At 71.5% G+C, this 22,293-nt stretch carries 21 protein-coding genes; 10 read left to right on the top strand and 11 right to left on the bottom strand.

Annotated features, from left to right (window positions below; genetic code table 11):
* Window positions 1–2: 2 nt before the first annotated feature.
* Together SACCYDRAFT_RS00750 and SACCYDRAFT_RS00745 are read left to right on the top strand one after the other, a co-directional pair.
* Entirely contained in the window at window positions 3–353 is a 351-nt protein-coding gene (locus tag SACCYDRAFT_RS00750; RefSeq protein WP_005452671.1) for a metallopeptidase family protein, read from the top strand.
* A gap of 5 nt (window positions 354–358) precedes the next feature.
* Window positions 359–1,654, top strand: coding sequence for an MFS transporter (locus SACCYDRAFT_RS00745; RefSeq protein ID WP_005452670.1), 1,296 nt, complete (start codon window positions 359–361; stop codon window positions 1,652–1,654).
* On the opposite strand, the gene pheA is transcribed toward SACCYDRAFT_RS00745, so the two are convergent.
* The gene (gene pheA, locus SACCYDRAFT_RS00740; protein WP_005452668.1) at window positions 1,632–2,537 is read right to left on the bottom strand and encodes a prephenate dehydratase; all 906 of its coding nucleotides are present in this window, start codon (window positions 2,535–2,537) and stop codon (window positions 1,632–1,634) included. The genes SACCYDRAFT_RS00745 and pheA overlap by 23 nt on opposite strands.
* 110 nt (window positions 2,538–2,647) lie before the next feature.
* Here pheA and SACCYDRAFT_RS00735 point away from each other — a divergent pair, with 110 nt between their 5' ends.
* Window positions 2,648–3,259, top strand: coding sequence for a macro domain-containing protein (locus SACCYDRAFT_RS00735; protein WP_043536019.1), 612 nt, complete (start codon window positions 2,648–2,650; stop codon window positions 3,257–3,259).
* Between the two features lie 35 nt (window positions 3,260–3,294).
* Here SACCYDRAFT_RS00735 and SACCYDRAFT_RS00730 read toward each other — a convergent pair whose 3' ends face one another.
* Genes SACCYDRAFT_RS00730 through SACCYDRAFT_RS00720 form a run of 3 tightly spaced genes read right to left on the bottom strand, consistent with a single transcriptional unit; the run spans window position 3,295 to window position 5,207 of the window.
* The gene (locus SACCYDRAFT_RS00730) at window positions 3,295–4,251 is read right to left on the bottom strand and encodes a hypothetical protein (RefSeq protein ID WP_005452666.1); all 957 of its coding nucleotides are present in this window, start codon (window positions 4,249–4,251) and stop codon (window positions 3,295–3,297) included.
* Window positions 4,252–4,265: 14 nt separating this feature from the next.
* The gene (locus SACCYDRAFT_RS00725) at window positions 4,266–4,613 is read right to left on the bottom strand and encodes a type VII secretion target (protein ID WP_005452665.1); all 348 of its coding nucleotides are present in this window, start codon (window positions 4,611–4,613) and stop codon (window positions 4,266–4,268) included.
* A 39-nt stretch (window positions 4,614–4,652) separates the two neighbouring features.
* Complete coding sequence (locus tag SACCYDRAFT_RS00720) at window positions 4,653–5,207, bottom strand: YbaB/EbfC family nucleoid-associated protein (protein WP_005452664.1); 555 nt, start codon at window positions 5,205–5,207, stop codon at window positions 4,653–4,655.
* Window positions 5,208–5,476: 269 nt separating this feature from the next.
* Here SACCYDRAFT_RS00720 and coaA point away from each other — a divergent pair, with 269 nt between their 5' ends.
* The 3 genes from coaA (at window position 5,477) to SACCYDRAFT_RS26550 (ending at window position 9,457) form a co-directional block, all read left to right on the top strand.
* Complete coding sequence (gene coaA, locus SACCYDRAFT_RS00715) at window positions 5,477–6,412, top strand: type I pantothenate kinase (protein WP_005452663.1); 936 nt, start codon at window positions 5,477–5,479, stop codon at window positions 6,410–6,412.
* 157 nt (window positions 6,413–6,569) lie between these two features.
* Window positions 6,570–9,200, top strand: a complete 2,631-nt coding sequence (locus SACCYDRAFT_RS00710) for an AfsR/SARP family transcriptional regulator (protein ID WP_232283749.1) — start codon at window positions 6,570–6,572, stop codon at window positions 9,198–9,200.
* A 113-nt stretch (window positions 9,201–9,313) separates the two neighbouring features.
* Window positions 9,314–9,457, top strand: a complete 144-nt coding sequence (locus SACCYDRAFT_RS26550) for a hypothetical protein (RefSeq protein ID WP_005452660.1) — start codon at window positions 9,314–9,316, stop codon at window positions 9,455–9,457.
* Between the two features lies 1 nt (window position 9,458).
* Here the strand turns inward: SACCYDRAFT_RS26550 and SACCYDRAFT_RS00705 are convergent, their stop codons facing one another.
* The 3 genes from SACCYDRAFT_RS00705 to SACCYDRAFT_RS00695 all read right to left on the bottom strand — a co-directional run bounded on the left by SACCYDRAFT_RS00705 (window position 9,459) and on the right by SACCYDRAFT_RS00695 (window position 13,824).
* Window positions 9,459–10,589 carry a hypothetical protein gene (locus SACCYDRAFT_RS00705; protein ID WP_043536016.1) on the bottom strand — a complete coding sequence of 377 codons (1,131 nt, stop codon included), beginning with the start codon at window positions 10,587–10,589 and terminating at the stop codon, window positions 9,459–9,461.
* Entirely contained in the window at window positions 10,586–12,841 is a 2,256-nt protein-coding gene (locus SACCYDRAFT_RS00700; protein WP_005452656.1) for a hypothetical protein, read from the bottom strand. The genes SACCYDRAFT_RS00705 and SACCYDRAFT_RS00700 overlap by 4 nt, the downstream gene beginning before the upstream one ends.
* A gap of 155 nt (window positions 12,842–12,996) precedes the next feature.
* On the bottom strand, window positions 12,997–13,824 hold the full coding sequence (locus SACCYDRAFT_RS00695; RefSeq protein ID WP_005452654.1) for a helix-turn-helix domain-containing protein: 828 nt from the start codon (window positions 13,822–13,824) through the stop codon (window positions 12,997–12,999).
* Window positions 13,825–13,939: 115 nt separating this feature from the next.
* Between SACCYDRAFT_RS00695 and SACCYDRAFT_RS00690 the strand changes: the two genes are divergently transcribed.
* The 3 genes from SACCYDRAFT_RS00690 (at window position 13,940) to SACCYDRAFT_RS00680 (ending at window position 15,168) form a co-directional block, all read left to right on the top strand.
* A complete protein-coding gene (locus SACCYDRAFT_RS00690; protein ID WP_005452652.1) occupies window positions 13,940–14,296 on the top strand; it encodes a VOC family protein in 357 nt (118 codons plus the stop codon).
* 13 nt (window positions 14,297–14,309) lie between these two features.
* Window positions 14,310–14,747, top strand: a complete 438-nt coding sequence (locus SACCYDRAFT_RS00685; protein ID WP_005452651.1) for an SRPBCC family protein — start codon at window positions 14,310–14,312, stop codon at window positions 14,745–14,747.
* Between the two features lie 190 nt (window positions 14,748–14,937).
* Complete coding sequence (locus SACCYDRAFT_RS00680) at window positions 14,938–15,168, top strand: hypothetical protein (protein WP_232283748.1); 231 nt, start codon at window positions 14,938–14,940, stop codon at window positions 15,166–15,168.
* 13 nt (window positions 15,169–15,181) lie between these two features.
* Here SACCYDRAFT_RS00680 and SACCYDRAFT_RS00675 read toward each other — a convergent pair whose 3' ends face one another.
* On the bottom strand, window positions 15,182–15,925 hold the full coding sequence (locus SACCYDRAFT_RS00675) for a DUF427 domain-containing protein (protein WP_043536961.1): 744 nt from the start codon (window positions 15,923–15,925) through the stop codon (window positions 15,182–15,184).
* 67 nt (window positions 15,926–15,992) lie between these two features.
* Here SACCYDRAFT_RS00675 and SACCYDRAFT_RS00670 point away from each other — a divergent pair, with 67 nt between their 5' ends.
* Window positions 15,993–16,640 carry a response regulator gene (locus SACCYDRAFT_RS00670; protein WP_005452645.1) on the top strand — a complete coding sequence of 216 codons (648 nt, stop codon included), beginning with the start codon at window positions 15,993–15,995 and terminating at the stop codon, window positions 16,638–16,640.
* 10 nt (window positions 16,641–16,650) lie between these two features.
* On the opposite strand, the gene SACCYDRAFT_RS00665 is transcribed toward SACCYDRAFT_RS00670, so the two are convergent.
* Genes SACCYDRAFT_RS00665 through cydB form a run of 3 tightly spaced genes read right to left on the bottom strand, consistent with a single transcriptional unit; the run spans window position 16,651 to window position 22,153 of the window.
* On the bottom strand, window positions 16,651–17,799 hold the full coding sequence (locus SACCYDRAFT_RS00665; RefSeq protein ID WP_005452643.1) for a GAF domain-containing sensor histidine kinase: 1,149 nt from the start codon (window positions 17,797–17,799) through the stop codon (window positions 16,651–16,653).
* A 14-nt stretch (window positions 17,800–17,813) separates the two neighbouring features.
* Entirely contained in the window at window positions 17,814–21,146 is a 3,333-nt protein-coding gene (gene cydD / locus SACCYDRAFT_RS00660; RefSeq protein ID WP_005452641.1) for a thiol reductant ABC exporter subunit CydD, read from the bottom strand.
* Window positions 21,143–22,153 carry a cytochrome d ubiquinol oxidase subunit II gene (gene cydB, locus SACCYDRAFT_RS00655; protein ID WP_005452639.1) on the bottom strand — a complete coding sequence of 337 codons (1,011 nt, stop codon included), beginning with the start codon at window positions 22,151–22,153 and terminating at the stop codon, window positions 21,143–21,145. Before cydB ends, cydD begins: the two co-directional genes overlap by 4 nt.
* Window positions 22,154–22,293: the final 140 nt, after the last annotated feature.

Below are 22,293 nucleotides of genomic sequence, written 5' to 3'. Positions count from 1 at the left end.
AAATGCCTGTCGACATGAGCCGCGCGCGGTTCGAGGAGCTCGTCGCCGACGCCCTCGACCAACTACCGCCGAAATTCGCCACCGCGATGGACAACGTGGTCATCCTCGTCGAGGATCACCACGAGGAGGAACGGGATCTGCTCGGGCTCTACCACGGCGTCGCGCTGACCGAACGCGGCCACGACTACGGCGGCGTGTTGCCCGACCGCATCTCGATCTACCGCGAACCGATCCTGGCCATCTGCGAGACCGAGGAGGACGTCGTCGAGGAAGTCCTGATCACCGTCGTTCACGAGGTGGCACACCACTTCGGTATCGACGACGCTCGGCTCCACGAACTCGGCTGGGGGTAGTGCACATGGGCCCCGCCCCGGATGCGCCCGAGGGAACCGACCCCGATCGTGCCGACGGGCCCACGACACGTGAAGACACCGTGTCGCCCAGGAGGCTCAACCGGCTGGTGGGCTCCAGCGCCTTCGCCAACCTCGGCGACGGCATCGCGAAGGTCGCGTTCCCGCTGCTCGCCGTCCAGGTGACCCAGGACCCGCTGCTCATCGCGGGATTGTCGGCTGCGCAGTTCCTACCCTGGTTGTTGTTCGGCGTGCTGGCGGGCACGCTCCTCGACCGTGTCGACCGCCGCGCCGCCGTCGTCGTGGCCAACACCGTCCGCGCCGCGGTGGTCGGCCTCCTCGCCCTCCTCGTCCACCTCGACGCGACGAGCATCTGGTTGGTCTACGTGGCCGCCCTGCTCGTGGGTACCGCGGAGACCGTCGCCGACAGCGCCACGAACGTGCTGATCCCGTCCGTGGTGGAACGCAGCGGGCTCGCGGGCGCCAACAGCAAGCTGCAGGCCGCGGAGATCGTGGGCCAGACCTTCCTCGGTGGCCCGGTGGGCAGCCTGACGTTCGCGGTCTTCGCCGCGTTCCCCTTCCTCATCGACTCGGTGGCCTTCGCGCTGGGTGCCGTCCTCCTGGCGGCGCTGCCGGGGAACTACCGGCCGGAGCGCGACAGAGCCGACCTGACGTCCGCCACGGCAGGCGTGCGCGCGGACATCGTGCGGGGGCTCCGCTGGGTCCGCGGGCATCCGGTCATGGGGCGCCTGGTCCTGGTCGTGGGGCTGGTCAGCCTCGTCAGCGAGATGGCACAGGCGCAACTCGTGCTGTACGCGATCAAGGACCTCGGCCTCAGCGAGGCGGCGTTCGGGGTCTTCGGTTTCGCGGGCGGCATCGGGGGGCTGCTCGGCGCCGCCGTGGCGTCCCGGCTGATCGACCGCCTGGGCAACACGGCCACCCTCACCCTCAGCCTGGTCACCTCCGGAGCCGCCTTCCTCGCGATGGGACTGGTGAAGGTCCCCGTCCTGTCGGGCGCGCTCTTCGGGTTGTTCGCGGCGGCGGTCGTGGTCGTCAACGTCCTGCTCGCCACCGCCCGCCACACGCTGGTGCCGGAGGAACTGCTGGGCCGGGTGATCGGGGTGTGGCGCACGGTGGCGTGGGGTGCGCTGCCCGTCGGCGCTCTGCTCGGTGGGGCCACGACCCGGGTGCTCGGCTCGGCGAGCGCCACGTTCGTCCTGTCAGGGGCCGGGCTGCTGCTGGTGGCGCTGGTGGCGTGGGGCGCGGTCCGCGCCCACGACCTCACGCCTGCTCGCCATTCCTGACCGCCTGCACCCACCGGGTCGCGTCGGCGAAGTCGGAGTCGGTGGCCGTGGCACCCACGGTGGCCCGAACCCCGTCGGCGCGGGGATGGGAACCGAGGAAGCGCACGTCGCAACGGCGTTTCAGGGCGGCGAGCGCGTCGCCGACGCGGGCCTCGGCGACGTGGCCCTCGAAGTCGAGGAAGAACCGGTAGAACCCGAAGTTGCCCTTGATCGGGCGCGCGTCGAGGCGGGTCAGGTTGATCCCGCGTGAGGCGAGTTCGGTGAGCAGTTCGGCGAGCGCGCCGGTGCGGTTGGCCGTGGATGCGACGATCGAGGTGCGGTCGGCGCCCGTCGGCTCGGGCTGCGGCCCCGGTGGGGAGAGCAGCAGGAAACGAGTGCGCGCGTCGGGCACGTCGGCGACGCCTTCGGCGAGTACGCGCAAGGGGTAGGTCTGCGCGGCGACGGGTGCGGTGACAGCCGCGTCGTACTCGCCGTCGCACACGGCGACAGCGGCCGCGGCCGTGGACGACGCGGCGACCGCGGTCGCCTCCGGAAGGTTGCGTTCGAGCCAGTTCCTGACCTGGGCGAGAGCGTGGGGATGGCTGGCGACCGTGCGGATCGTGTCCACGTCCGGCCGGGTCAGCACCGTGAAGTGCACCGGCAGCAACGCCTCCGCCACCGCCACCAGAGGGGAGTCCTCGGCGAGCCCGTCGAGCGTCGCGGTGACCGGACCCTCCACGGAGTTCTCCACCGGCACGCACGCCATCTCGGCCTCGCCCTTTCGCACGGCCGTCAACGCGGCGGGAATCGTCTCCATCGGTACGAGTTCCCGCCCTGCGGCGAGGCGGCGGGCGGCCTGCTCGGTGAACGTCCCGGCAGGGCCGAAGTAGGCGATGCGCGACATGCGTCAGAGGCTACGCCGCGCACGAGATGAGACGATCCTCACCCGTGTCGCGTGTCCAGGTGGTCGGATACCCGGTTACCTGGGGCCTGGATTTTTGCCATGCTGTTAGCGTGACCGCCGAATCAGGCACGCACACGTGGAACGGCACAGGCGCAACGACCTCTCCCGCGCTCCCGGAGTTGGTGTTGTGCGCACTCGACGACTCCCTCGCGACGGCCTGGCACAGCGTCGCCGAGGCCGTGAACGGCCCCTTGCGGGTGCACCGCGGTTCGGTGTTGGACGTCCCGGCGCAGGCCGTGGTGAGCCCCGCCAACAGCCACGGATGGATGCGGGGCGGGGTCGACGCGGTGTACGCGCAGGCGTTTCCCGGCATCGAGCAGCAGGTGCGCAGCACGATCCTCGCCTACCACGGCGGTGAACTGCCGATCGGTGAGGCCGTCGTCGTGCCCACCGGTGAGGCATTGCCCGAATGGCTGATCAGCGCCCCCACCATGCGGAGTCCCGGCGAACGGCTCCCCGACGACACGGTTCACCCGTACCTCGCCGCGCGTGCGGTGTTCCTGCTGTGGCGCGACGGTCAGTTCGAGCACGGCACGCGTTTCCGCGACGTCGTCGAGACCATCGCGATGCCGGGGCTGGGCACCGGGATCGGCGGCGTGTCGCCGCGGACGTGCGCCCGCCAGGTCGCCGCGGCCTGGGACGAGGTGTTCGGCAACCGCTGAGGAGGCCCCACCGGGAGGGCCTCCTCAACCGGAGTTCAGGACCCGATCTTCTCGCCCTTGGGCTGGACCGAGCCGGAGTTCTGCCCGTTCGACTGCTCGATCTGGTTCAGCGCCTCACCGAGGTCGATGAGCACGGCGATGAGGCGGGTGACGACGAGCGCGAGACGGGAGACCTTGCCCGCGATGTCCATCGCCGCCTTGGCGATCGTGGAGATGGCGGCGGGGATCGCCGTCACCGCCAGCGGCGGGATCAGGCACTTCACGGCCGCGCTGACGAGGCTGCCCGCGAGGTCGGCGAGAATGTCGCGCACCATGTTGCGCACCGACGCGACGACGTCCTTCATCTTCAGCGCCGCGTCCTTGACGGCCATCGCGCCCGCGTACGCGCCGGACAGCGCGCCCTGGGTGTTGGCCGCGGCCTTGCGGTAGGCGTCGGCGCCGTCGCCCTTCCAGTGCTCCTGGCCGTTGACGGCCTCGCCGATGGCCGCGTACTGGCCTTCCAGCCGCTTGGCGATGTTGTCCCACGTGTCCGCGTAACCCTGCACGATCGCCGGCTCGCCGGTGAGGCCGTGGAGCACCATCCTCAGTGGTTCGAGGTGCTCCATCATCCAGCCGACCAGCTGCCCGGCCACCGCCGCGATCGGGTCGCCGATGGCGCCGACCACGTCGGCGCCCACGATGAGCGCGTTGGGGATGCCCGCCGCGTAGTCGCCACTGCTGATCTGGTTGTAGGCGTCCCACGCCGTGCCGATGGAGGTTCCGGCGGTGAGTTCGTAGGCGGAGCCCATGTTGTCGAACTGGCCGCCCATGGCTCCGGCAGCGATGCCCACGGGCAGCAACGCCGGGTTCGCCAGCCCCAGCATCAACGCGCCACCGGCCGCGGCCTTGGTGGGGCTCTGCAGCGAGTCGTACGTGTCGCGGGCGGTGACCCCGTCGGCGATCAACCCGCTGTCGGCCAGCTCCTGGCTGGGCTGCTCGTCCAGGATTCCCATACTTCCGCCGCCTCTCAGACCGCGATGATGTCGGTACGGTCGATGTCGTCCTTCGGCGGCTGGAGCCGCTCCTGGCCTTCCTTCTCGCCCGCCTCGTACTTCTCGGCGGCGGTCTTCAGCTTGTCCGCGAGACCTTCGAGCTGCGTGCTGACGGAGTCGATGAGGCTCGCCACCCGTTCCTGCGCGTCCTGCAGGGCGTTCGGCAGGAACATCATCCGCGGGATGGCACCGTAGGCGTCGTCGAGCCCGGACACGTAGTGCCCGGCCTGGCCCGCCTCGGCCACCTCCGACCTGATCGTCCCGATGCTTCCCGCGTGCTCACGCAGCCGCCCCACGTCGACCTGGTATCCAGGCGCACCCACGTTCGTCCTCCTCGTCGTCGAAGCGATCCCCGTCGCGGCTCAGCGCCGCAGGACCGAGCCGCCGAAGTAGTCGTCGCCATCATCGCCGTCGTCGTCGGAGTTGGGACGCGGCCGGGACGGACGTGGTTCCGTGCGCGGCGGCGCGGGCGGTTCGTCGGGCTGCGCGCCGAGGTGCATGGTGCGAGGCCCGGCGGCGGGCGGTTCCTCACGGACCGGCTCGGTGAACCGCTCGCGGTAGTTGTCGACGATGTCCTGCCCCGCGGCGTCGTCCCCGACCGTCGCCATCGTGAGCTGGGTCACCTGCTCACGCAGCCTGGCCTGCGCCTGCCGCAGCGTCTGCGTCAGGGTGTGCGAGAGCTGCGCGGGGTCCACGCCCCGGCCCCGTTCGGTGATCGTCAGCTCGGTGGGAACACCGTTGGCGTCGACGGTGACCCTCGCCACTCCGTCCGGTGACTGCGCGGACACCGACACCGCGTCGAGGCGCCCCTTCAACTCGTTGTACTGCGCCGCCTTGCGCTCCAGGTTCTTCGCCCAGTCGGTCAGATCCTGGGCGAACTTCATCGGGTCGGACGCGTGTGGTTCGGGTGTGCTCACAGTGAAACCCCTTGTTGGAAGAACCGGGTGGCAGAACAAAGTAACGGATCGCAGGGGCCGGGGTGACTGTGACGGGTGTAGAACGTCACAGCCCGCCACGGCCACGGAAGACCTAACGTTGAATGCGCGTTGAGAGCTCCTGACACATTGGCGTTCGATCAGGGAGCGGTGGCCGGGCTGCGTCGCCGTGAGCCGGACAGTCGATGTGTCCGGGGCTTTCGGAGAGCTGATGTACGCGCCAGGCCCATCGACGGGCGAGGAGTGACCGAATGCCACCACGGGTCCGTGAGCGCAGTCCCTACGTCGAACTACAGCGCGATCAGTGGCGCGAGTTGCGTCGCTCGACCCCATTGCCGTTGACCGCCGAGGAACTGGACCGGTTGCGGGGCCTCGGCGAGCAGATCGACCTCACCGAGGTCGCCGAGGTGTACCTTCCGCTGTCCCGCCTGATAAACCTCCAGGTGGCGGCCCGTCAGCGCCTGTACGAGGCCACCACCACCTTCCTCGGCGAGGACGCGCACGGCACCAAGGTCCCGTTCATCATCGGCATCGCGGGCAGCGTGGCGGTCGGCAAGTCCACCACCGCCCGTATTCTGCGAACGCTGCTGGCCCGTTGGCCGGACCATCCGAGGGTCGACCTGGTGACCACGGACGGCTTCCTCCACCCGCGCGCCGAACTCGTGCGCCGGGGCCTGATGCACCGCAAGGGCTTCCCCGAGAGCTACGACCGTCGCGCGTTGCTGCGGTTCGTCACCGAGGTGAAGTCGGGTGCCGAGGAGGTCAGGGCGCCGGTCTACTCCCACCTGGCCTACGACATCCTCCCCGGCGAGGAGCAGGTGGTGCGCAGGCCCGACATACTGATCCTCGAAGGGCTCAACGTCCTGCAACCGGGCCCCAGGCTCACGGTGTCGGACCTGTTCGACTTCTCCATCTACGTGGACGCCCACACCGCCGACATCGAACAGTGGTACGTCGAGCGGTTCCTCAAGCTGAGGCACACCGCGTTCGCCGACCCCGCGTCGCACTTCCACCACTTCGCCGGTCTTCCCGACGACGAGGCCAGGGCCGAAGCCCGGCACCTGTGGAAGACGATCAACGAGCCGAACCTCGTCGAGAACATCCGGCCCACCCGGCCCAGGGCGACGCTGGTGTTGCGGAAGGACTGCGACCACTCGATCAACCGGGTGCGGCTGCGCAAGTTGTAGGGACCACCCGATCCGGTGGCTTTCCGAGTGGTTGACCTCCGAGTAGGGCTCGACCATGGCCGGTGTGGGCAAAGGCTCGACTCACCCGCTTGTCAGTGTTCTCGGTCCGCTCCGCGTCACCAGACGTGGGGCTGAGCAACCGATCACAGACAAGGCCATGCGTGTCGTGGCTTCGGCGCTGGTCGCCGAAGCCAACCGCGCTGTGCCGACCGACACCCTCGTCCGTCTCGTGTGGGCCCCTCACGAGCTGCCGGCCAACCCCCTCGACTCCCTCGAAACCCGGATCAGCAGGCTGCGCACGCTGCTGGCCCCCGAAGCCGACCTCTCGTGGGCGGCGGGCGGGTGCGTGCTGACAGTCGAGCCCGAACTCGTCGACGCGGTGTGTTTCGAGCGGATGGTCGAGGCGGCCCGCTGGTGCACACCACGGGAGGCGATCTCCACGCTCGAACGGGCGCTGTCACTGTGGCGCGGGGACCCGCTGCCCGACCTCCGCCGGGACGGTGTGGACCATCCCGCCTGCGTGCGGCTGCGGCAGCTCCGGGCCCGCGCCGTCGAGGACCTGGCCGCGTGCGAACTCGAGGTGGGCTCCGTCGAGGACGCGGCAGGACGGTTGCTCGCGCTGCTGTCGGCCGAGCCGCTGCGGGAGCGCGCCTGCGGACACGCGATGTGGGCGCTGCACCGGCTGGGCATGACGAGTGACGCCGTCGCCTGCTACGACCAGCTCGTCGAGCGGCTGGAGGACGAACTCGGCGAGGGGCCGAGTACCGAGCTGCGCGAGACCTACCGCGCCGTCACCGGGCGGGAGCCCGCTTCGGCGGATGCTGTCGCGGCCGATCGCGTCGACACGACGTTCGTCGGCCGTGGACACGAGCTGGCCCGGCTGTCCACGATGATCCACCGCGACCGGTTCGTCACCGTGACGGGACCCGCCGGATGCGGCAAGACCCGCCTCACGCTGGAAGCACTGTCCGCGACGGAGGTTCCTACCACCTTCGTCCGTTTGTCCACGTGTGACTCGGTCGATCTCCACGGCACGTTGGCCGCCGCGTTGGGGATGCACTCGCGGGGACGCCACGACACGTCCGACGACCTTCCCACGGTGCTCGCCGAGTACCTGTGCGGACGGCGGCACGTGCTGGTGCTCGACGGCTGCGAGCATCTGCTGACAGCCGTGCGCACGCTCGTGCGCAGGCTGCGCTCCCGGTGTCAGGACGTCACCGTCGTGGTCACGAGCCGGGTGCGGCTCGGCCTCGCGGGCGAACAGGTGCTGCCGCTGGGCCCGTTGGCCAGGGACGGTGTGCGCGATCCGTTGCTGTCCAGGGCAGGGGAGTTGTTCCGCGACCGGGCCCGCCGGCTGAGGGCCGACTATCCCCGCGACGACGCGGAGGCCGACGCGGGACGGGCCGTGCTGCGGCGAGTGGACTGCCTGCCGCTGACGCTGGAGGTCCTCGCCGGAGGCGTCGCAGGCGACGGCTGGACGATGCCGTCGGCCTGGCCGAACGACCTCGTCGAGTGGTCGTGCTCCCAGCTCACGCGCATCCAGCGTGACCTCCTCGGTGCCCTGACGGTGTTCGGTGGCGACGTCTCCGCTGACGCTGCGGGGAGGGTGGTGGACAGCAGCGACACCGTGGAGGACGCCCTCGATCGTCTCGGGCGCGCGGGACTGCTCACCACCACCGCCGACTCGCGCCACCGGCTGCCCGACCTCGTGCGCAGGCACGCCACACAGTGGTTCGCGGGCACGGAGGCCGAGCACAAGGCCAGGCAGAGGCACGCACTGTGGTGTGTCGACGTGGTCACCGACGCCGTGACCCACCCGCCCGCCGACGAGCTCGCGAGCTTCGAGCGGCTCCGCCGGATGGAGGACGACGTGTGTGTCGCGCTGAGCTGGGCCTTCTCGGAGGAACCGGCTCTGGCGGCGGAGCTGACCGGGTTGGTCGGGTCGCTCACCACCTACCGTCCGGCCCCCAGGCTGCTTCCGTGGCAGCTCGCCGTGGCGCGCGCTTCTGACCCCCGGCTGTCCCGCCATGCTCCCGCCGCGGCGTCGGGCGCGGCCGCGGCGCTGCGCTGTGGCCTGCCCGAGGAGGGATTGCGGCTCGCGGCCCGAGCCGCGGAGCTGGCCGCCACGCCGCAACAGCACTGTTCGGCCGTGCACACCCTCGTCTGCGCCTACTACGACCTCGGTGACGACGACCGGGCCGCCACGGTGTGCCACGAGCTGCTGGAACTGCCCGACATCCCCGACCACTGCAGGGCCGACGCCCACTCCTTCCTGTCGTTGGTGGCCGCACGCGGCGGACACCACCACGAGGCGTCCCGCAACGCCGAACTCGCGACCCGGTTCGCCCGCGAGTCCGGCTCCGCGTGTCGCATCGCCCTCGCCGCCTACGCCGAGGGCCGCTCGGCGAGCCTCACCGACCTCGGCAGGGGCGCGAGTGTGCTCGCGAGGGCGCGGGCCAAGGCCAAGGCCGCCGAGGCCACGTGGATCACGGCGTCGTCGGGGACCGCGCTGGCGGACGCGCTGCTCACGCTCGGCCGTGTGCCCGAGGCGGCCAAGCTGCTGCAGCTCACCCTCGACGACTGGCACCGCATGCGGGCACCACGACAGCTCAGGGCGTGTGTGGACGTCGGTCTGCGGTGTGTCGCCTCAGCGGGTGGGAAGGCCGCGGCCGAGGCACTGGCGCGGGCGCAGGCGGAGCGCAGCACATCCGAGAACCTGGCACTGGCCAGGACCGCGCGTGCCGTGGCGAAGGCGCTCGCCGGAACGTTCGGCGCCGCGCATCCCTAGGTCGATCGGCCGAGCCGTCCCGGCAGCACTAACCACTTGGCCGATACCCGGTTGATCCCCCGCCCGTGACCCTGGGGGAAGAGCGACACACACGTTTCGGGAGGGCGGCCACGATGCTTGCGGACATTCTGACCTGGGTCGGTGCGGTACTGGGCATCACGGTGCTGCTGGCGATGGCCTTCGGCGCCGCGGCCCTGGACTACGGCGACGTGCGCGGCTGGCGCAGGGCCAGGCGCTCGAACACACCGGTCCGGTGACTCAACCGGCGAGAACCTTCGGCAGCGCGACCCGCGCCTTGCGGAGCTCGTCGAGCAACCGCGTCTTGCGCCGGTGCCGGGTGAGCAGCTCGGCGAGGTACGTGGAGAACTCCCCGGAGGTGCCCGCGCGCCGATACAGCATCCGCAGCCGCCGCAGTTGCACGGCCGCGTACTCGTACTGCCGCGGGTTGCGGGAGTCGATGAGCCGCTCGACGCAGTCGCGGTAGAGCGGGATGACGTCGGAGGGCTCGTAGTCCGCCGAGGCCTTCCACGCCTCGTCGCAGCGACCCTCGTTCAGCAGAAGCTCGACCTCGGAGGTGTCGACGGGCGACTGCCGTGTGCGCACCCGCTCCAGCGCCTCCACCACCGGGCCACGGCTGCCGTTGCCGCCCGCCGCCGTGTTGCCCAGCGCCTTCGCGGCGTGGGCGATGGCCTCGGAGTGCCGTCCCGCAGCCCGCAGCACCCGCACGATGCGCAGGCTGACGTCGAGGCGGGGCAGTTCCTCGGACAGCAGACTCACCACGGTGTCGACGTCCGAGGTGATCTCGGCGAGCTCCAACCGCAACGCGCGTGCCGCGCGTGCCCTGCGGCTGTCGCCACCGCCCTCGGCGAGCACCGCGTCCACCACCGACCGAACCCGCGCCAACCCGTCGTCGCCGAGCACTTCGGCGAAGTCCGCCAGGCACACGACGGGCCTACCGGAACCGTCGAACGCGAGCCGGGTGAGCCATTCGGCGAGTTCGCGCCGCGGCGGTGGATGGGCCGCGCACGCCCGCGCGTACAGCGACACCGCGCGCCCGAGCTGGGCGATCAGCCCGTCGGAGGGCTCGTCGCTCTCGCGTACCGCCGTGGCGAGGCGGTCGGCCGTTCTTCGGGCCAGTGGCGTGACGTCGGCGGACGTGCCCGCGTCGAGCAACCGCTGGACCGTGTCCAGTACCGAGTCGAACTGCACCGTGTCGGCCCGTGCGGTGTCGTCGTCGAACAGCACCCGCGCGGGCTCGCTGTCCCCGCCGAGCGCCACGAGCCGCCGCCGCAGCTCCTCGTCCCGATCGGCCTGCTCGCACAGGACGTCGACCAGCGTCTCCGGGTCCAACGTCAGGAGGAACGCGCGCAGGTCCGATCGGCGGGTCACCCGGCTATCGTGCCATCCGGCGCCGGATGAGTGATCACGGTCGCGGTCCATCCGGTGGCGGACTGTTCCCGCTGGCGGGGAATCAACACCTCACCCAGTCGGCGCACCACCAGTCCGCCCCGCAGGTGGAGGGCCTCCACCGCCCCCAGCGGCGTGCCCGCGGGAGCACCTCGCACGGCGTCGAGATCCGCCAGCAGGTACAGCCTCTCGCGAGCGCGGGCGATGCCGGAGAGGAACGACCGCACCCTGTCGTACCAGCCGTCGGTGGTGAGGTCGAGGACCACAGTGCCGAACTCGTGGCCGGTGACCGTGGTCGCGGTGCCCACGTCCACGGTGAGGGTGTCGCGCAGCACCTCGCGCCACTGCTCGACATCCTCCTCCGACGGCACGAGGATCGCGCCGCCGTCGGAGGAGATCAGCCGTACCAGCGCCGCGCGCTCCACCGGCTCGCCGGCCGTGTCGAGCAGGACCACCTCCGTGTGCGAGCCTTCGGCCGCGACCAGTGCCTTGTAGCCGATGTTGTCGGCGATCGCCTGGATGGCGGGCCCGACCCGGTACTGCCGGGTCAGCACAGCACAGCCGGGATGGGCGTGCGCGTCGGACGGGGTCAGGATGCCGCAGTGGCTGAACGGCGTGGACAGCGTCCACTTCTGGACCTCGGGCAGCTTCTCCAACTCCACGGGCGACACCTGCGGCCACGGCTGAACCAAATCACCGAACACGACGGCGGTCTCGCGGGCCTGCGCGACGGCCAGCAGCACGTCGCACAGCCGGGCCGAACCGGCGTCGTCGACCAGCACCACGTCGAAAACGCCGCCGGCGTGGGTGAGCCCGGCCATGGTCGTGACGACCACGGGTTCCGAGGCCCACCACCGCGCCTCCTCCCCCATGCGCAGCTCGTGTTCGCGTTCGCCGATCCACCACAGGCGTTCCTGGAACCTGCCGCGGAGCGCGGCCCGGTGCCTGGCCCGTTCCCTTAGCGCCTCGCGTTCGGCGTGCAGTCGCGGCAACTCCCGGTGCAGGCAGTCGGCGTAGTAGCGGTGGTCGGTCTCGTCAGCCAACCCGGCCGCACTCAGCCGGATGAGTTCGTCCCGCACCAGTTCGAGCTGCGTGCGTGTCTCCGACTCGACCCGCTCGGCCTCGCGAGCCTGCGCACGTGCCCGTTCGAGCTCGGACGCGAGCCTGCGCACGTCGTCGGACACCGTGTTCACACGCTTCCGGCACTCCTCGATGCGCGACACCAGCCTGCGGCGCTCCTCCTCCGCCGCGCGCAGTTCCTGCCGGTCGCGCTTACGACCACGGTGGAGCGGGTTCCGGTTGCGCGCCCGCTCACGCAGCTCACCGAGCCGCTCCTCCACCTTCGCGAGCTGGTTCGTCAGCACGCGGGCCTCGGTCCGCCGCGCGTGCTCGCCTGTCACCCTGTCGTGGGAACGCTGCGCCAGGCGCAGCGTCTCCCCCGCCTCGGCCGTCTGCAGCGCCAGCGCCCAGTGCCGTTCGCACAGAGCGGCGAACTCGCTCTCCAACGCGGCGACGCGCTGAGCGTTCTCGATACGCCGCTCGGCCGCGAGGAAGGCTTCGTGGTCGTAGTCGCGGAGTTCGGAGTCGAGCCGCGCGAGTTCCCGATCCACTGCGGACAGATCGGCGAGGTCCCGCTGGAGCGCGAGCCGCTCGCCGCCGTCCACGGTGTGCAGTGACGCCCGGCCCGCGACAGCCTCCTCGGTGACGAGCAGGACGCGCTTGCCACGCCGGGCCAACTCGGCCGCGGCCTGCGCGGCGATGTGCGACTTCCCGCTGCCCGGCGGTCCCCACACGAAGTGCAGACCGGGCACGAAGCACGTGGAGTAGGCGTCCTCGCCCGCCGGATCGAGCTCGCCGTCCGCGAGCCGGTCGGCCAACGGCGCGTCACCCAACTCCCTCAGCGCACGCGCGAGCCGCGCGAGCTGGTGGCCGTGCGTCACCTCACGCGCCCAGACTCGGTCGCACTCGAACGGCACCGGCCCGACGTCGTGCAACCACAGCACGCCGCGCGAGAACTCGGTGCTCACCGGCACCGCCGTCCCCTGCCTCGGACGCTCGGAACCCGAGACCCGGACATCGTTCAGCGGGTGGACCCGGCGTCCCCGAAGATCGACGACACAGTCGCCGTCGTCGGTCCGCCGCAGCGGGCCCAGCACACTCCACTCACCGGCCTGCCGCGCGTGTTCGAACTCGGCCTCGACCGCGCTGGCGGCCTGCTGACGCCACTCGGTCATGCCACCCCTTTCGGTCCAAGCCGAGTAAACCAAGGGTGCGTCTGACCAGCGCTTCGAGTAATCCCTGCGGGTTACAGCCTGCATCCGGGTGCGTGACGGGGCGGGAACGGCACGGGCGGTTGTGGCTGGGGCTTCCGCGCCGCTCAGGTGCTGGCTCAGGAGGGCGGGTCCACCTCCGCGTTCGAGCCGAACCGCCGCGTGGTGGCGCCCGGCTTAAGAGCGAGCAGTCGCCGCAGGGTGGTCGGGGTGTGCCCGAGGTGTTCACGGACGGTACGGGTCAGGTGTGCCTGGTCGGAGAAGCGCAGGTCGGCGGCCAGCGAGGCGAGGCTGCTCTCGCCCTCCGCGAGCCGGTCCATGGCTCTGGCGACACGGACCCGGTTCCGGTAGCGGGTCAGCGAGAGGCCCATCTGCCGGGTGAACGACCGGCTCAGCCGGTACGGCGAGACCTTGAGCAGGGCCGCCAGTGTGCACAGCCCCTCGGCCTCCCGCGCACCTTCGATGATCGCTTCCCTCGCCGCCGCGACGAGCGCGCGGTCGGCAGCCCTCTTCGGCAGCACCTGCTGCTCGGCGGCGACCGCCACGAGGCCCAGCAGTTCCTCCGTCACCTCGTAGTCGAGGTCGCCACCACGGGCGGCGGCGAGCATCCGGCGGTGTGCCAGGTCGACGCGGGCGTCGACGTACACCGCTCGCGCGGCGGGGCGCCTCTCCCAGAGCGAGGGCGAGAACGTCACCGAAGTGCAGACGTCGCCGCCCGCGGGATGCGCGAAACGTTCCTCCTCCCCCGGTACCGCCAGGTAGCCCAGCGTGGCATCGAGGTCGACGTCCGCCCCGCCCGTCCTTCGCCGGAACCTGCCGCGCCTGACGAGCACGATGCGGTGGCCGTCCGGTGCCTCGACCTCGGACCATCGCGCGTGGTCACCACGGCAGGCGACCGTGGTGACGACGAAGCCTTCTCGCGCGGCGAGTGTCTCGGTGGACAACACGGGCGTGACACTACGCGCGGGGTACGACGAAACAGCCCGCAAGAATCTTCAAGACTCGGCCTCTCCCGCGAGGAATGCTGACCGGGTAAGCAATCCACCGCTGGGAGACATCGCAATGACCGTCCACGCACGACTCACCACGATCACCATCGACTGCACCGACCCGAAGGCACTGGCGGAGTTCTACCGCGACGTCACCGGCTGGGAGATCACCCACAGCGACGACGACTCCGCAGAGGTGGGAACCGGTCCGGTCCAGCTCGCCTTCCAGCGGGTCGACGGATACCGGAGCCCCGGCTGGGGTGATGGCCACACGCACGTCCACCTCGACTTCGCGGTCACCGACGTCGATGCCGCGACCGAGCGCCTGCTCGACCTGGGAGCGACCAAGCCCGACCTCCAGCCCGGTGAGGACCGGTGGACGGTCCTCGTCGATCCGGAAGGCCACCCGTTCTGCATCGCCACGGCCTGAACAGGAGCACCAGATGGCCTCCATCCACAAGGAATTCGTCCTCGACGCCGACCCGGAGGTGGTCTGGGAGGTACTCCGCGACTTCGGCGCCGTGCACCAGCGCCTCGCCCCCGGCTTCGTCACCGACACGCGGCTGCACGCGGACACCCGCACGGTGACGTTCGCCGACGGCACCGTCGTCGCCGAACGGCTCGTCGATCGGGACGCGGAGCACAGGCGGGTCGCCTACACGGTCGTCGGCGGCGACCTCCACCCCTCCCACCACCACGCCTGGATGCAGGCGCTGCGGGCCGAGGACGGCCGGACGAGGTTCGTCTGGCACACCGACGTGCTCCCCGACACGCTCGCCGCCCCGATCGCCGACTTCGTCGAGCAGGGTTCCACGGTCATCCGGCGGACCTTGGGGAACGCCACCACGAGCGAGGACGCGGCGGCACAGCCCTCCCGTTGAGATCGCGGCGTCGCGGACGGCCTGGTGCGCCGGGCACCGTGCGCGACGCCGCATCCGGGCGCGTGGCGGGGCGGGCACGAAAATCCGTAACCTCGTCGGCACGACGACAGCGGGGAGAGCGACCGAAGTGTCCTGGCAACTGAAGCAGGCGGACCGTCTCGTCGGGACGATCACTTTCACGGAAAGGGACATGTTCTGGCACCAGGGCAGTTTCGAGCCCGGCCCCGCCTGGCCGGAGTTCGCTCCGCTGTTCGACGCGCTGAACGACGCGACCGAACGCGGTGACGACGAGGCCCTCCACGAGGCGGACGAGGCGATCGGCGCGGCCGGGTTCGTGCTCGTTCCCCCTGGCGACGGTCCGGTGGTCACCGAGTTCCTGCTCAGTATCGAGGACGACGCCGTCGCGGTGCGTTTCCCATGAGCCGGCAGCGGCTTCAGCCCTCGTCGCGGACGCCGTCCACGTACACCTCCGCGCGGTCCTGCGGGAAGGCCAGGTAACCCGCGATGGGTTCGCTCTCCCGCAACGGAGTGCGGTAGCTCCACGCGAGGTCCTCGACCAGCTTTCCGTTCACGCGCACCGACCAGTACTCCGCCTGCCCCTTGTACGGGCAGTGAGTGACCTTGTCACTGGGTTCGAGCAGGTCGAGTCGCACGTCGACTTTCGGCAGGTAGTACCGCACCGGGAGGTTGGTCTCGAACAGCAGCCGCGGTGAGCGCGTGTCGGCCACCGTCACGCCGTCGACGACCACCCGCACGTGCCGGGAGCTGGTCAGCACGTCCACCCGCACGTACGGGTCTCGTGGATGCGTGTAGACCTCCTCGTCCTCCTCGAACCAGGCGTCCATGGCGTGCCAGTGCAGGCGCACATGGCCGCGCAGGGCCTCCGAGTCCGTGTACTCGGTCACGGCGTGGGCGGCCTCGCGGTCACCGACCCGCAGGTGCGACACCGTGCCCGCGCCCCGCTGCCTCGAGTTCCGGGTTCGGCCGGTCGGCACGAACAGCTCCGTCCTCACGTCCTCGCGCGGGAGGTAGTAGGTCGGGTAGTACGGCACTTCCCACACCAGCAGCGGCCGGGTCGTGTCCGCCACCACCTCGCCGGCGAACACCGCCCGCACGCGTTTGGCGCTCCGCTCGATCCGCCCTCGGTTTCGGCTCTCGACATCACCGTGTGTGCTCACGGTCACAGCAACGTGCGCCGGTCGTGTGGTTATTCCGGCGCCGTCCGGCAGGACTACGCTCGACGTCATGGCGATCGAGGTGCTCCTCGTCGACGATCACGAGGTCGTCCGTCGCGGGTTGAAGGAGTTGCTGAGCGACGAGCCCGACATCGAGGTGGTCGCGGAGGCCGGCAGCGCCGACGAGGCGTTGGCCGTCGCCATGCACATCGAGCCCGACGTCGCCGTGGTGGACGTGCGGCTCGGCGAGAACGAGACCGACGGCATCGAGTTGTGTCGCGAGCTGCGGTCCCGGCCCGACGCGCCGCGCTGCCTGGTGCTCACCGCGTTCGACGACGAGGAAGCCATGGTGGGCGCCATCATGGCGGGTGCTTCCGGATACCTGCTCAAGCAGGTGCGCGGCCAGGACGTGGTCAACGCCGTCCGTGAGGTCGCCGCGGGGCGTTCCCTGCTCGACCCGCTCACCACCGCCCGGCTGCTCGACAAGATGCGCAACCCTGCCGAACGCGACCCACTGGCCAAGCTCAGCGAACGCGAGCGCAGTGTGCTGGAGCTCATCGGTCAGGGTCTGTCCAACCGGGAGATCGCCGAGCGGCTCTTCCTCGCGGAGAAAACCGTGAAGAACTACGTCACGTCGCTGCTGGCCAAGCTGGGCATGCAGCGCCGTACCCAGGCCGCCGCGTGGGTGGCGAGGTACGGCAACCGCCAGGCGCGGTGACCAAAGAGTCCTAACCGGACTTCAGGGGCAGGTCGAACGCCACCAGCGTGCCCATGCTGGGCGATGAGTTGACGGAGAACTCCCCCCCTGCCCCCTCGGCGCGTTCGGCGAGGTGGCGCAACCCGCGTTTGGCGACGTCGCGCGGAACTCCGCACCCGTTGTCACGCACCCGCAGTCGCACACCGCCGTCGTCGCGGTGCAGGGTCACGCGGACCTCGCTCGCTCCCGAGTGTCTGACCACGTTGGACAGTGCTTCGCGCAGGGCCGCGCGGATGTGGTCGGCGCGTTCCGCCGGGATGTCGGCCAGCTCGCCCGAAAGCTCCAGGGTCGGCGGATAGCCCAGCAACTCGCCCGCGATGCGGACCTCGCCCCGCGCCGACTCGGCGAGGTCGGTCTCGGTGGCGGCGGGCTCGCGCGGCTCCACCTCGGTGGTGCGCAGTTCCCGCACCGTGCCGCGAATCTCCTCGATCGTGGCGTCGAGCTGGTCGATGGCCTCGCCGAGGCGCGCGCCGTCGGCCTGGGCGAACCGCCACCGCATACGACGGCGGACCCGGTCGAGTTGCATCCCCGCCGCGTACAGGCGCTGCACGATGACGTCGTGCAGCTCGCGGGCTATGCGTTCGCGCTCCTCGTACAGCGTGAGCCGGTGCCGGGCGTTGGCTCCCTCCGCGAGGGCGAGCACCACCCCGGCCTGTCCCGCGAACGCCGTGAGCACTTCCACGGTTTCCGTCGCGAACGGCTCGGCGCCCTTGTCGCGGTACACGGTGAGCGAACCGAGCAGCCGCCCGCCCTGACCGAACGACGCGGCGGCGAACGGCCCGTACGACCGCAGGACCTCGGGCACGAAACGCGAGGTGCGGGGGTCGCTCGTCACGTCGTCGGTCACGACGGTCTCGCCGCCTGCCGCCACCCGTCCCGCGGCCGACTCGGCGGGCAGGACCAGCCCGAGCACGTCCCGCCGGTCGGAGCCGTGCGCGGCCTCCACAGTGACACTGCCGTCCTCGGCGCGCACCATCACGAGCCCCAGGTCGGCGTCAGCGAGTTCGGCCGCGTGCCGTACCACCGTGCCCAGCACCGTGCCGGGATCGACGTCGGACAACGCCGAAGCCGTGATCTCGGTCGCCGCGGCCAGTGCCCGCGCAGCCAGGGTCGGTTCCATGAGCAATGCCCAGTTTATGTCCGCTCACCTGCCCTCATCACCTCGCCGGCGCCTCGGACGAGGCGGACCCGGCCGTCGGTGACCTCCACCACCACCTCGGCGTCGGCCGCCTCCTCCGGCCGGTGGGTCACGTGGAGCACCGTCCGGCCCGCCAATGCGGTGCGCAGGTTCGCCAGTACCGCGGCCGCCGTCTCCCGGTCGAGGTGGGCGGTGGGTTCGTCGAGCAGCACGACGTCGGCGTTCGACGCGGCGAGCACCGCCCTGGCCAGAGCCAGGCGGTGTGCCTGGCCACCTGACAACCCGCGCCCGGCGTCGCCCAGCACGACGTCGAGGTCCACCTCGCCGAGGCAGGCGGTGGCCAGTGCCTGCCGCAACCGCTCGTCGGTCGCGTGTGGGTCGGCAAGGCGCAGGTTCTCCGCGACCGTGGTCGACACGAGCTGCGGCTCCTGCGGCGCCCAGGCCACCCGCTTCGACACCACGGCGTGACCCCGCTCCGGCCGGAGGAACCCGAGCACGGTCGCCAGCAGCGACGACTTGCCCGCCCCCGACGGACCGACCACAGCCACGTACGCGCCGTGCGGCACGTCGAGGTCGACCTCGCGCAGCGCCGACCGCGCAGCGCCCGGCCAGCGCACGTCCACGGCCCGCAACCGCACGTCACCACCGTCCACGAGCTCCACCGTGCCGAGAGGCCGCTGTTCGTCCGGCTCGGCGTCGAGTGTGGCGGCGAGCCTCGTCCGGGCCCGCCGCAGGGCGTCCCAGTGCTGCGCGGCGGGCGGCAGCAGCGACAGCGCCTCGGCCAGGGCTAGCGGCACGAGGGCGAGCACCGGCGCGAGCACCGGGTCGAGCGTTCCCGCCCCGACGGCGTCGGCGGCGAGCACCGCCCCCGCCACGGCCGCGAGCCCGGTCGTCACCGTCACCACGGCCTCGGCGACTCCCTCGCCCCACGCCTGCCTGCGCGCGAGCGCGGCCAGGCTCCGGTCCCGCTCCGCCAGCCGGGCCCTGCGCTCGACGTGCGCGCCGAACGCGATCAGCTCGGCGGCGCCGTCGAACAACGCCAGCACGCGGGCGGACACGTCACGACGGCCGTCGGCCAGTGTCGCGGTCGCACGCCGGTCGAGCAGCACGGCCAGCGTCGGTGCGACCACGGCGGCCACCACCACGGCCGCGGCGAGCACCCAGCCCGCCGCGGGGAGCACGGCCGCCTGCACCACGACCGCGCCCGCGACGACCACCGCGGCCACGCACGGGGGTGTCACCGCCCTCGGAAGCAGGTCGCGCACCGTGTCCACGTCGTCGACGAGCTTGCTCAGGCTCTCGCCGTGACGCGCCCGCACGCGCGCCGGGCCCAGCCGCACCAGCGACCGCCACAGCCGCTCCCGCAGCCGCGCGGCCACCCGGAACGCGCCGTCGTGGGTGACGAGCCGCTCGACGTAGCGCAGGCCCGCCCGCGCGAGCCCGAACGTGCGCACGCCCACGACGGCCACGGTGAGGGTGAGGATCGGCGGTTGCTGGGACGCCTTGGCGATCAGCCACCCGGACGTCGCCGTGAGCGCCACGCCCGCCAGCAGTGCCGCCGCGCCGAGAACGACGCCACGCGCGAGCCTGCGATCACCCAACTCCCGCAGCGGAACGGGCCGCCGGAACGAGCGCCGCGACGGCCGGGCCTCGCCGCCGGAGCCGACGTGCGGGACCACGTCCTCGTGTGGTGGCGCCGCCTCACCACGGGTGTGTGCGGCGACCACCACCGCCGCGCCCGCGTCCTGCGCCTGCCGCACGGCCTCCCACACCCGTTCGGCGTTCGCCGGGTCGAGGTGCGCGGTCGGCTCGTCGAGCAACAGCAGCCACGCGCCTTGCCGCACCCGAAGCAGAGCCCGCGCCACGGCGACCCGCTGCCGTTGCCCGACCGACAACCGGTGTACGGCTCGCTCGGCGAGCCCGGCCAGGTCCAACCGCGCCAGCATCGCGTCCACCTCGGGTTCCGTGGCGCCGCTCAGCGCCAGCTCGTCGCGCACCGTGCCGCCCGCGAACGCCGGCGACTGCGGAACCCACGCGACGGCGTCCCGCCACCGCGACATGTCGAGCTCGCCCAGGGCCACGCCGTCCACCGTCACCGTTCCCGAGGTGGGCGTGACGAAGCCGAGCAGCACGGAGAGCGTGGTGCTCTTGCCGGCCCCGCTACGGCCGGTGAGCCGCACCCGCTCGCCCGGACGCACGGTGAACGTCTCGCCGTCGGGCGCGTAACCACCCCGCCGCCGCACCCGCAGGTCGCGGACCCGCAGCGGCCCCCGCCGCGGGTCACGCGTCCCCTGTCGCGGCGCGGGAACGGAAAGCACGTCGGCGACCCGGCGGACGGCCTCCACGCCGTCCTGGCTCGCGTGGAAGGCGGAGCCGACCGTGCGCAGCGGCTGGTAGCACTCCGGAGCGAGGATCAACACGCCGAGCCCCACGGCCAGCGAGAGGTCGCCCGACACCAGCCGCACACCGATCACCACGGCCACCAGCGCCACCGACAGTGTGGCCGCGAGTTCCAGCGCGAACGCCGACGCGAAAGCCAGTCGCAGCGTCGCGAGCGTGGTCGTGCGGTGGTTGTCGCTCACCCTGCGCACCGCCTCGGCCTGAGCCTCGGCCCGGCGGAAGGCGGTGAGCACGGGCAACGCGCGCACGAGTTCCAGCAGGTGACCCGACATCCGGTGCACGGCGTCGGTGGCCTGCTCGACGCGGTCGGCGGTCTGCTTGCCGATGAGCACGGCGAACAACGGCAGAAGTGGCAGGGTCACGGCGACGAGCACGGCCGAGGGCCAGTCGGCCACCAGCACGGCGAGCCCCGCCGCGAACGGCACCACGGCGGCCGTGACCAGCGCGGGAAGGTACTCGGTGAAGTACGCGTCGAGCGCGTCGAGGCCCTTCGTGGTGAGCGAGGTGAGCTCCCCCGTGCCCCGGCCGTCGATCCACTCGGGCCCCAACCGCAGCGCGTGGTCGACGGCCTTGGCCCGCAGTTCCTCCTTGGTCCCCGCCGCCGCGCGGGCGGCCACCACGCGCATCGCCCAGCCGAGCACGCCACGCGCCACGACCGACCCGGCGAGCGCGGCCACGGCCGGGGTGTGCCCGGTGACGTCACCGGCGACGAGGTCGGCGAGCACGGAGGCGAGCAGGAACGCCTGAGCCACCAGCGCACCGGCGTTGACCAGGGCCAGCACGGCCGAGAGGACCAACGCCCGGCGCGCCGCCGCGGACAGTGCGGGCAGCGCGCCGAGCGGGCCCCGACCCACCCACGTGGTGTCCCGCCCCGGCTGTCGGCCGGAGGACACCTCGGCGGAAAGGGGAGCGTGGGTGAGCGCGTTCATCGGGGTGCGTGGACCTTCGGGATGTGGTCGGTGCCGATGCGCTTGCGGAAGACCCAGTACGTCCAGCCCTGGTAGACCAGCACGGCGGGCGCTCCGAAGAGCGCGACCCAACTCATGACCTGCAACGTGTACGGGCTGGACGAGGCGTTCTCCACGGTGAGCGAGTTCGCCACGTCCAGCGTGGACGGCAGCACGTCGGGGTAGAGCGCGCCGAACAGGGTCACGACCGCCGCGGCGATCACGGCACCCAGCGCGGCGAACGCCTGCCCCTCCCGGCCGAGCAGCAGCCGCCACAGCGCGACCAGGCCCGCGAGGGGAACGAGCAGCAACGGCACCAGCGTCCAGGTGATGCCCTCACCCCACTGCACGAGCAGCAGGAGCGTGAACAGCGGGAGCAGCGCTACGGGCACGAACCGCACGGCGAACGCGCGAGCCCGGTGCCGCAGCTCGCCCTCGGTCTTCAGCGCGAGGAAGACCGCACCGTGCACGAGTGAGAACGCCGTGACGGCCACCCCGCCCAGCACCGTCTCCCAGCGCACGGCCTCCAGCACCGACCCGACGCGGTCGCCGTCGGAGTCGAGCGGCAGTCCGAACACCGTCGTGGCCAGGATCAACCCCACGGCCAGTGGCGGGATCCACGAGCCGAGCACGATGACGCGGTCCCAGTTGGCCCGCCAGCGGGGGGAGTCGACCTTGCCGCGGTACTCGAACGCCACGCCACGGCCGATGAGGGCGAGCAGCAGCACGAGCAGTGGCAGGTAGGCGGCCGAGAACAGCCCCGCGTACCAGGCGGGGAACGCGGCGAAGGTGGCTCCGGCGGCGACGATGAGCCACACCTCGTTGCCGTCCCAGACCGGTCCGATCGTGTTGATCATGACGCGGCGCTCGGTGTCGTCACGCCCGAGGACCGGCAGCAGCATCCCGACGCCGAAGTCGAACCCCTCCAGGAAGAGGTAGCCGAGCCAGAACAGGGCGATGACGCAGAACCACAGGGTGGGCAGGTCCATCAGCGCGCCCCCTCCCCGAAGACCGACATTTCACGTGAAACAAATGATCCACAGGCTGTGGACAACTCCTGAAGTTGTCCACAAACCGCAGGTGGCAGCCCGTGGAAAACTTGATCTTGGCCGTGTGGCATCCCTGGTGT

Origin of the sequence: Saccharomonospora cyanea NA-134, from assembly GCF_000244975.1 — a bacterium.
Classification (GTDB): Bacteria; Actinomycetota; Actinomycetes; order Mycobacteriales; family Pseudonocardiaceae; genus Saccharomonospora; species Saccharomonospora cyanea.
The sequence above is the reverse complement of the archived record's forward strand: the minus strand, read 5'-3'. Positions and strand labels throughout refer to the sequence as shown.

What these genes read in the sequence shown, in the direction of transcription:
- SACCYDRAFT_RS00710 (WP_232283749.1), top strand. Translation starts at nt 6,570, where the DNA reads ATGCGTGTCGTGGCTTCGGCGCTGGTCGCCGAAGCCAACCGCGCTGTG.
- SACCYDRAFT_RS00685 (WP_005452651.1), top strand. Translation starts at nt 14,310, where the DNA reads ATGGCCTCCATCCACAAGGAATTCGTCCTCGACGCCGACCCGGAGGTG.
- pheA (WP_005452668.1), bottom strand. Translation starts at nt 2,537, where the DNA reads ATGTCGCGCATCGCCTACTTCGGCCCTGCCGGGACGTTCACCGAGCAG.
- coaA (WP_005452663.1), top strand. Translation starts at nt 5,477, where the DNA reads ATGCCACCACGGGTCCGTGAGCGCAGTCCCTACGTCGAACTACAGCGC.
- SACCYDRAFT_RS00690 (WP_005452652.1), top strand. Translation starts at nt 13,940, where the DNA reads ATGACCGTCCACGCACGACTCACCACGATCACCATCGACTGCACCGAC.
- SACCYDRAFT_RS00680 (WP_232283748.1), top strand. Translation starts at nt 14,938, where the DNA reads ATGTTCTGGCACCAGGGCAGTTTCGAGCCCGGCCCCGCCTGGCCGGAG.
- cydD (WP_005452641.1), bottom strand. Translation starts at nt 21,146, where the DNA reads ATGAACGCGCTCACCCACGCTCCCCTTTCCGCCGAGGTGTCCTCCGGC.
- SACCYDRAFT_RS00665 (WP_005452643.1), bottom strand. Translation starts at nt 17,799, where the DNA reads ATGGAACCGACCCTGGCTGCGCGGGCACTGGCCGCGGCGACCGAGATC.
- SACCYDRAFT_RS00745 (WP_005452670.1), top strand. Translation starts at nt 359, where the DNA reads ATGGGCCCCGCCCCGGATGCGCCCGAGGGAACCGACCCCGATCGTGCC.
- SACCYDRAFT_RS00730 (WP_005452666.1), bottom strand. Translation starts at nt 4,251, where the DNA reads ATGGGAATCCTGGACGAGCAGCCCAGCCAGGAGCTGGCCGACAGCGGG.
- SACCYDRAFT_RS00670 (WP_005452645.1), top strand. Translation starts at nt 15,993, where the DNA reads ATGGCGATCGAGGTGCTCCTCGTCGACGATCACGAGGTCGTCCGTCGC.
- SACCYDRAFT_RS00750 (WP_005452671.1), top strand. Translation starts at nt 3, where the DNA reads ATGCCTGTCGACATGAGCCGCGCGCGGTTCGAGGAGCTCGTCGCCGAC.
- cydB (WP_005452639.1), bottom strand. Translation starts at nt 22,153, where the DNA reads ATGGACCTGCCCACCCTGTGGTTCTGCGTCATCGCCCTGTTCTGGCTC.
- SACCYDRAFT_RS26550 (WP_005452660.1), top strand. Translation starts at nt 9,314, where the DNA reads ATGCTTGCGGACATTCTGACCTGGGTCGGTGCGGTACTGGGCATCACG.
- SACCYDRAFT_RS00700 (WP_005452656.1), bottom strand. Translation starts at nt 12,841, where the DNA reads ATGACCGAGTGGCGTCAGCAGGCCGCCAGCGCGGTCGAGGCCGAGTTC.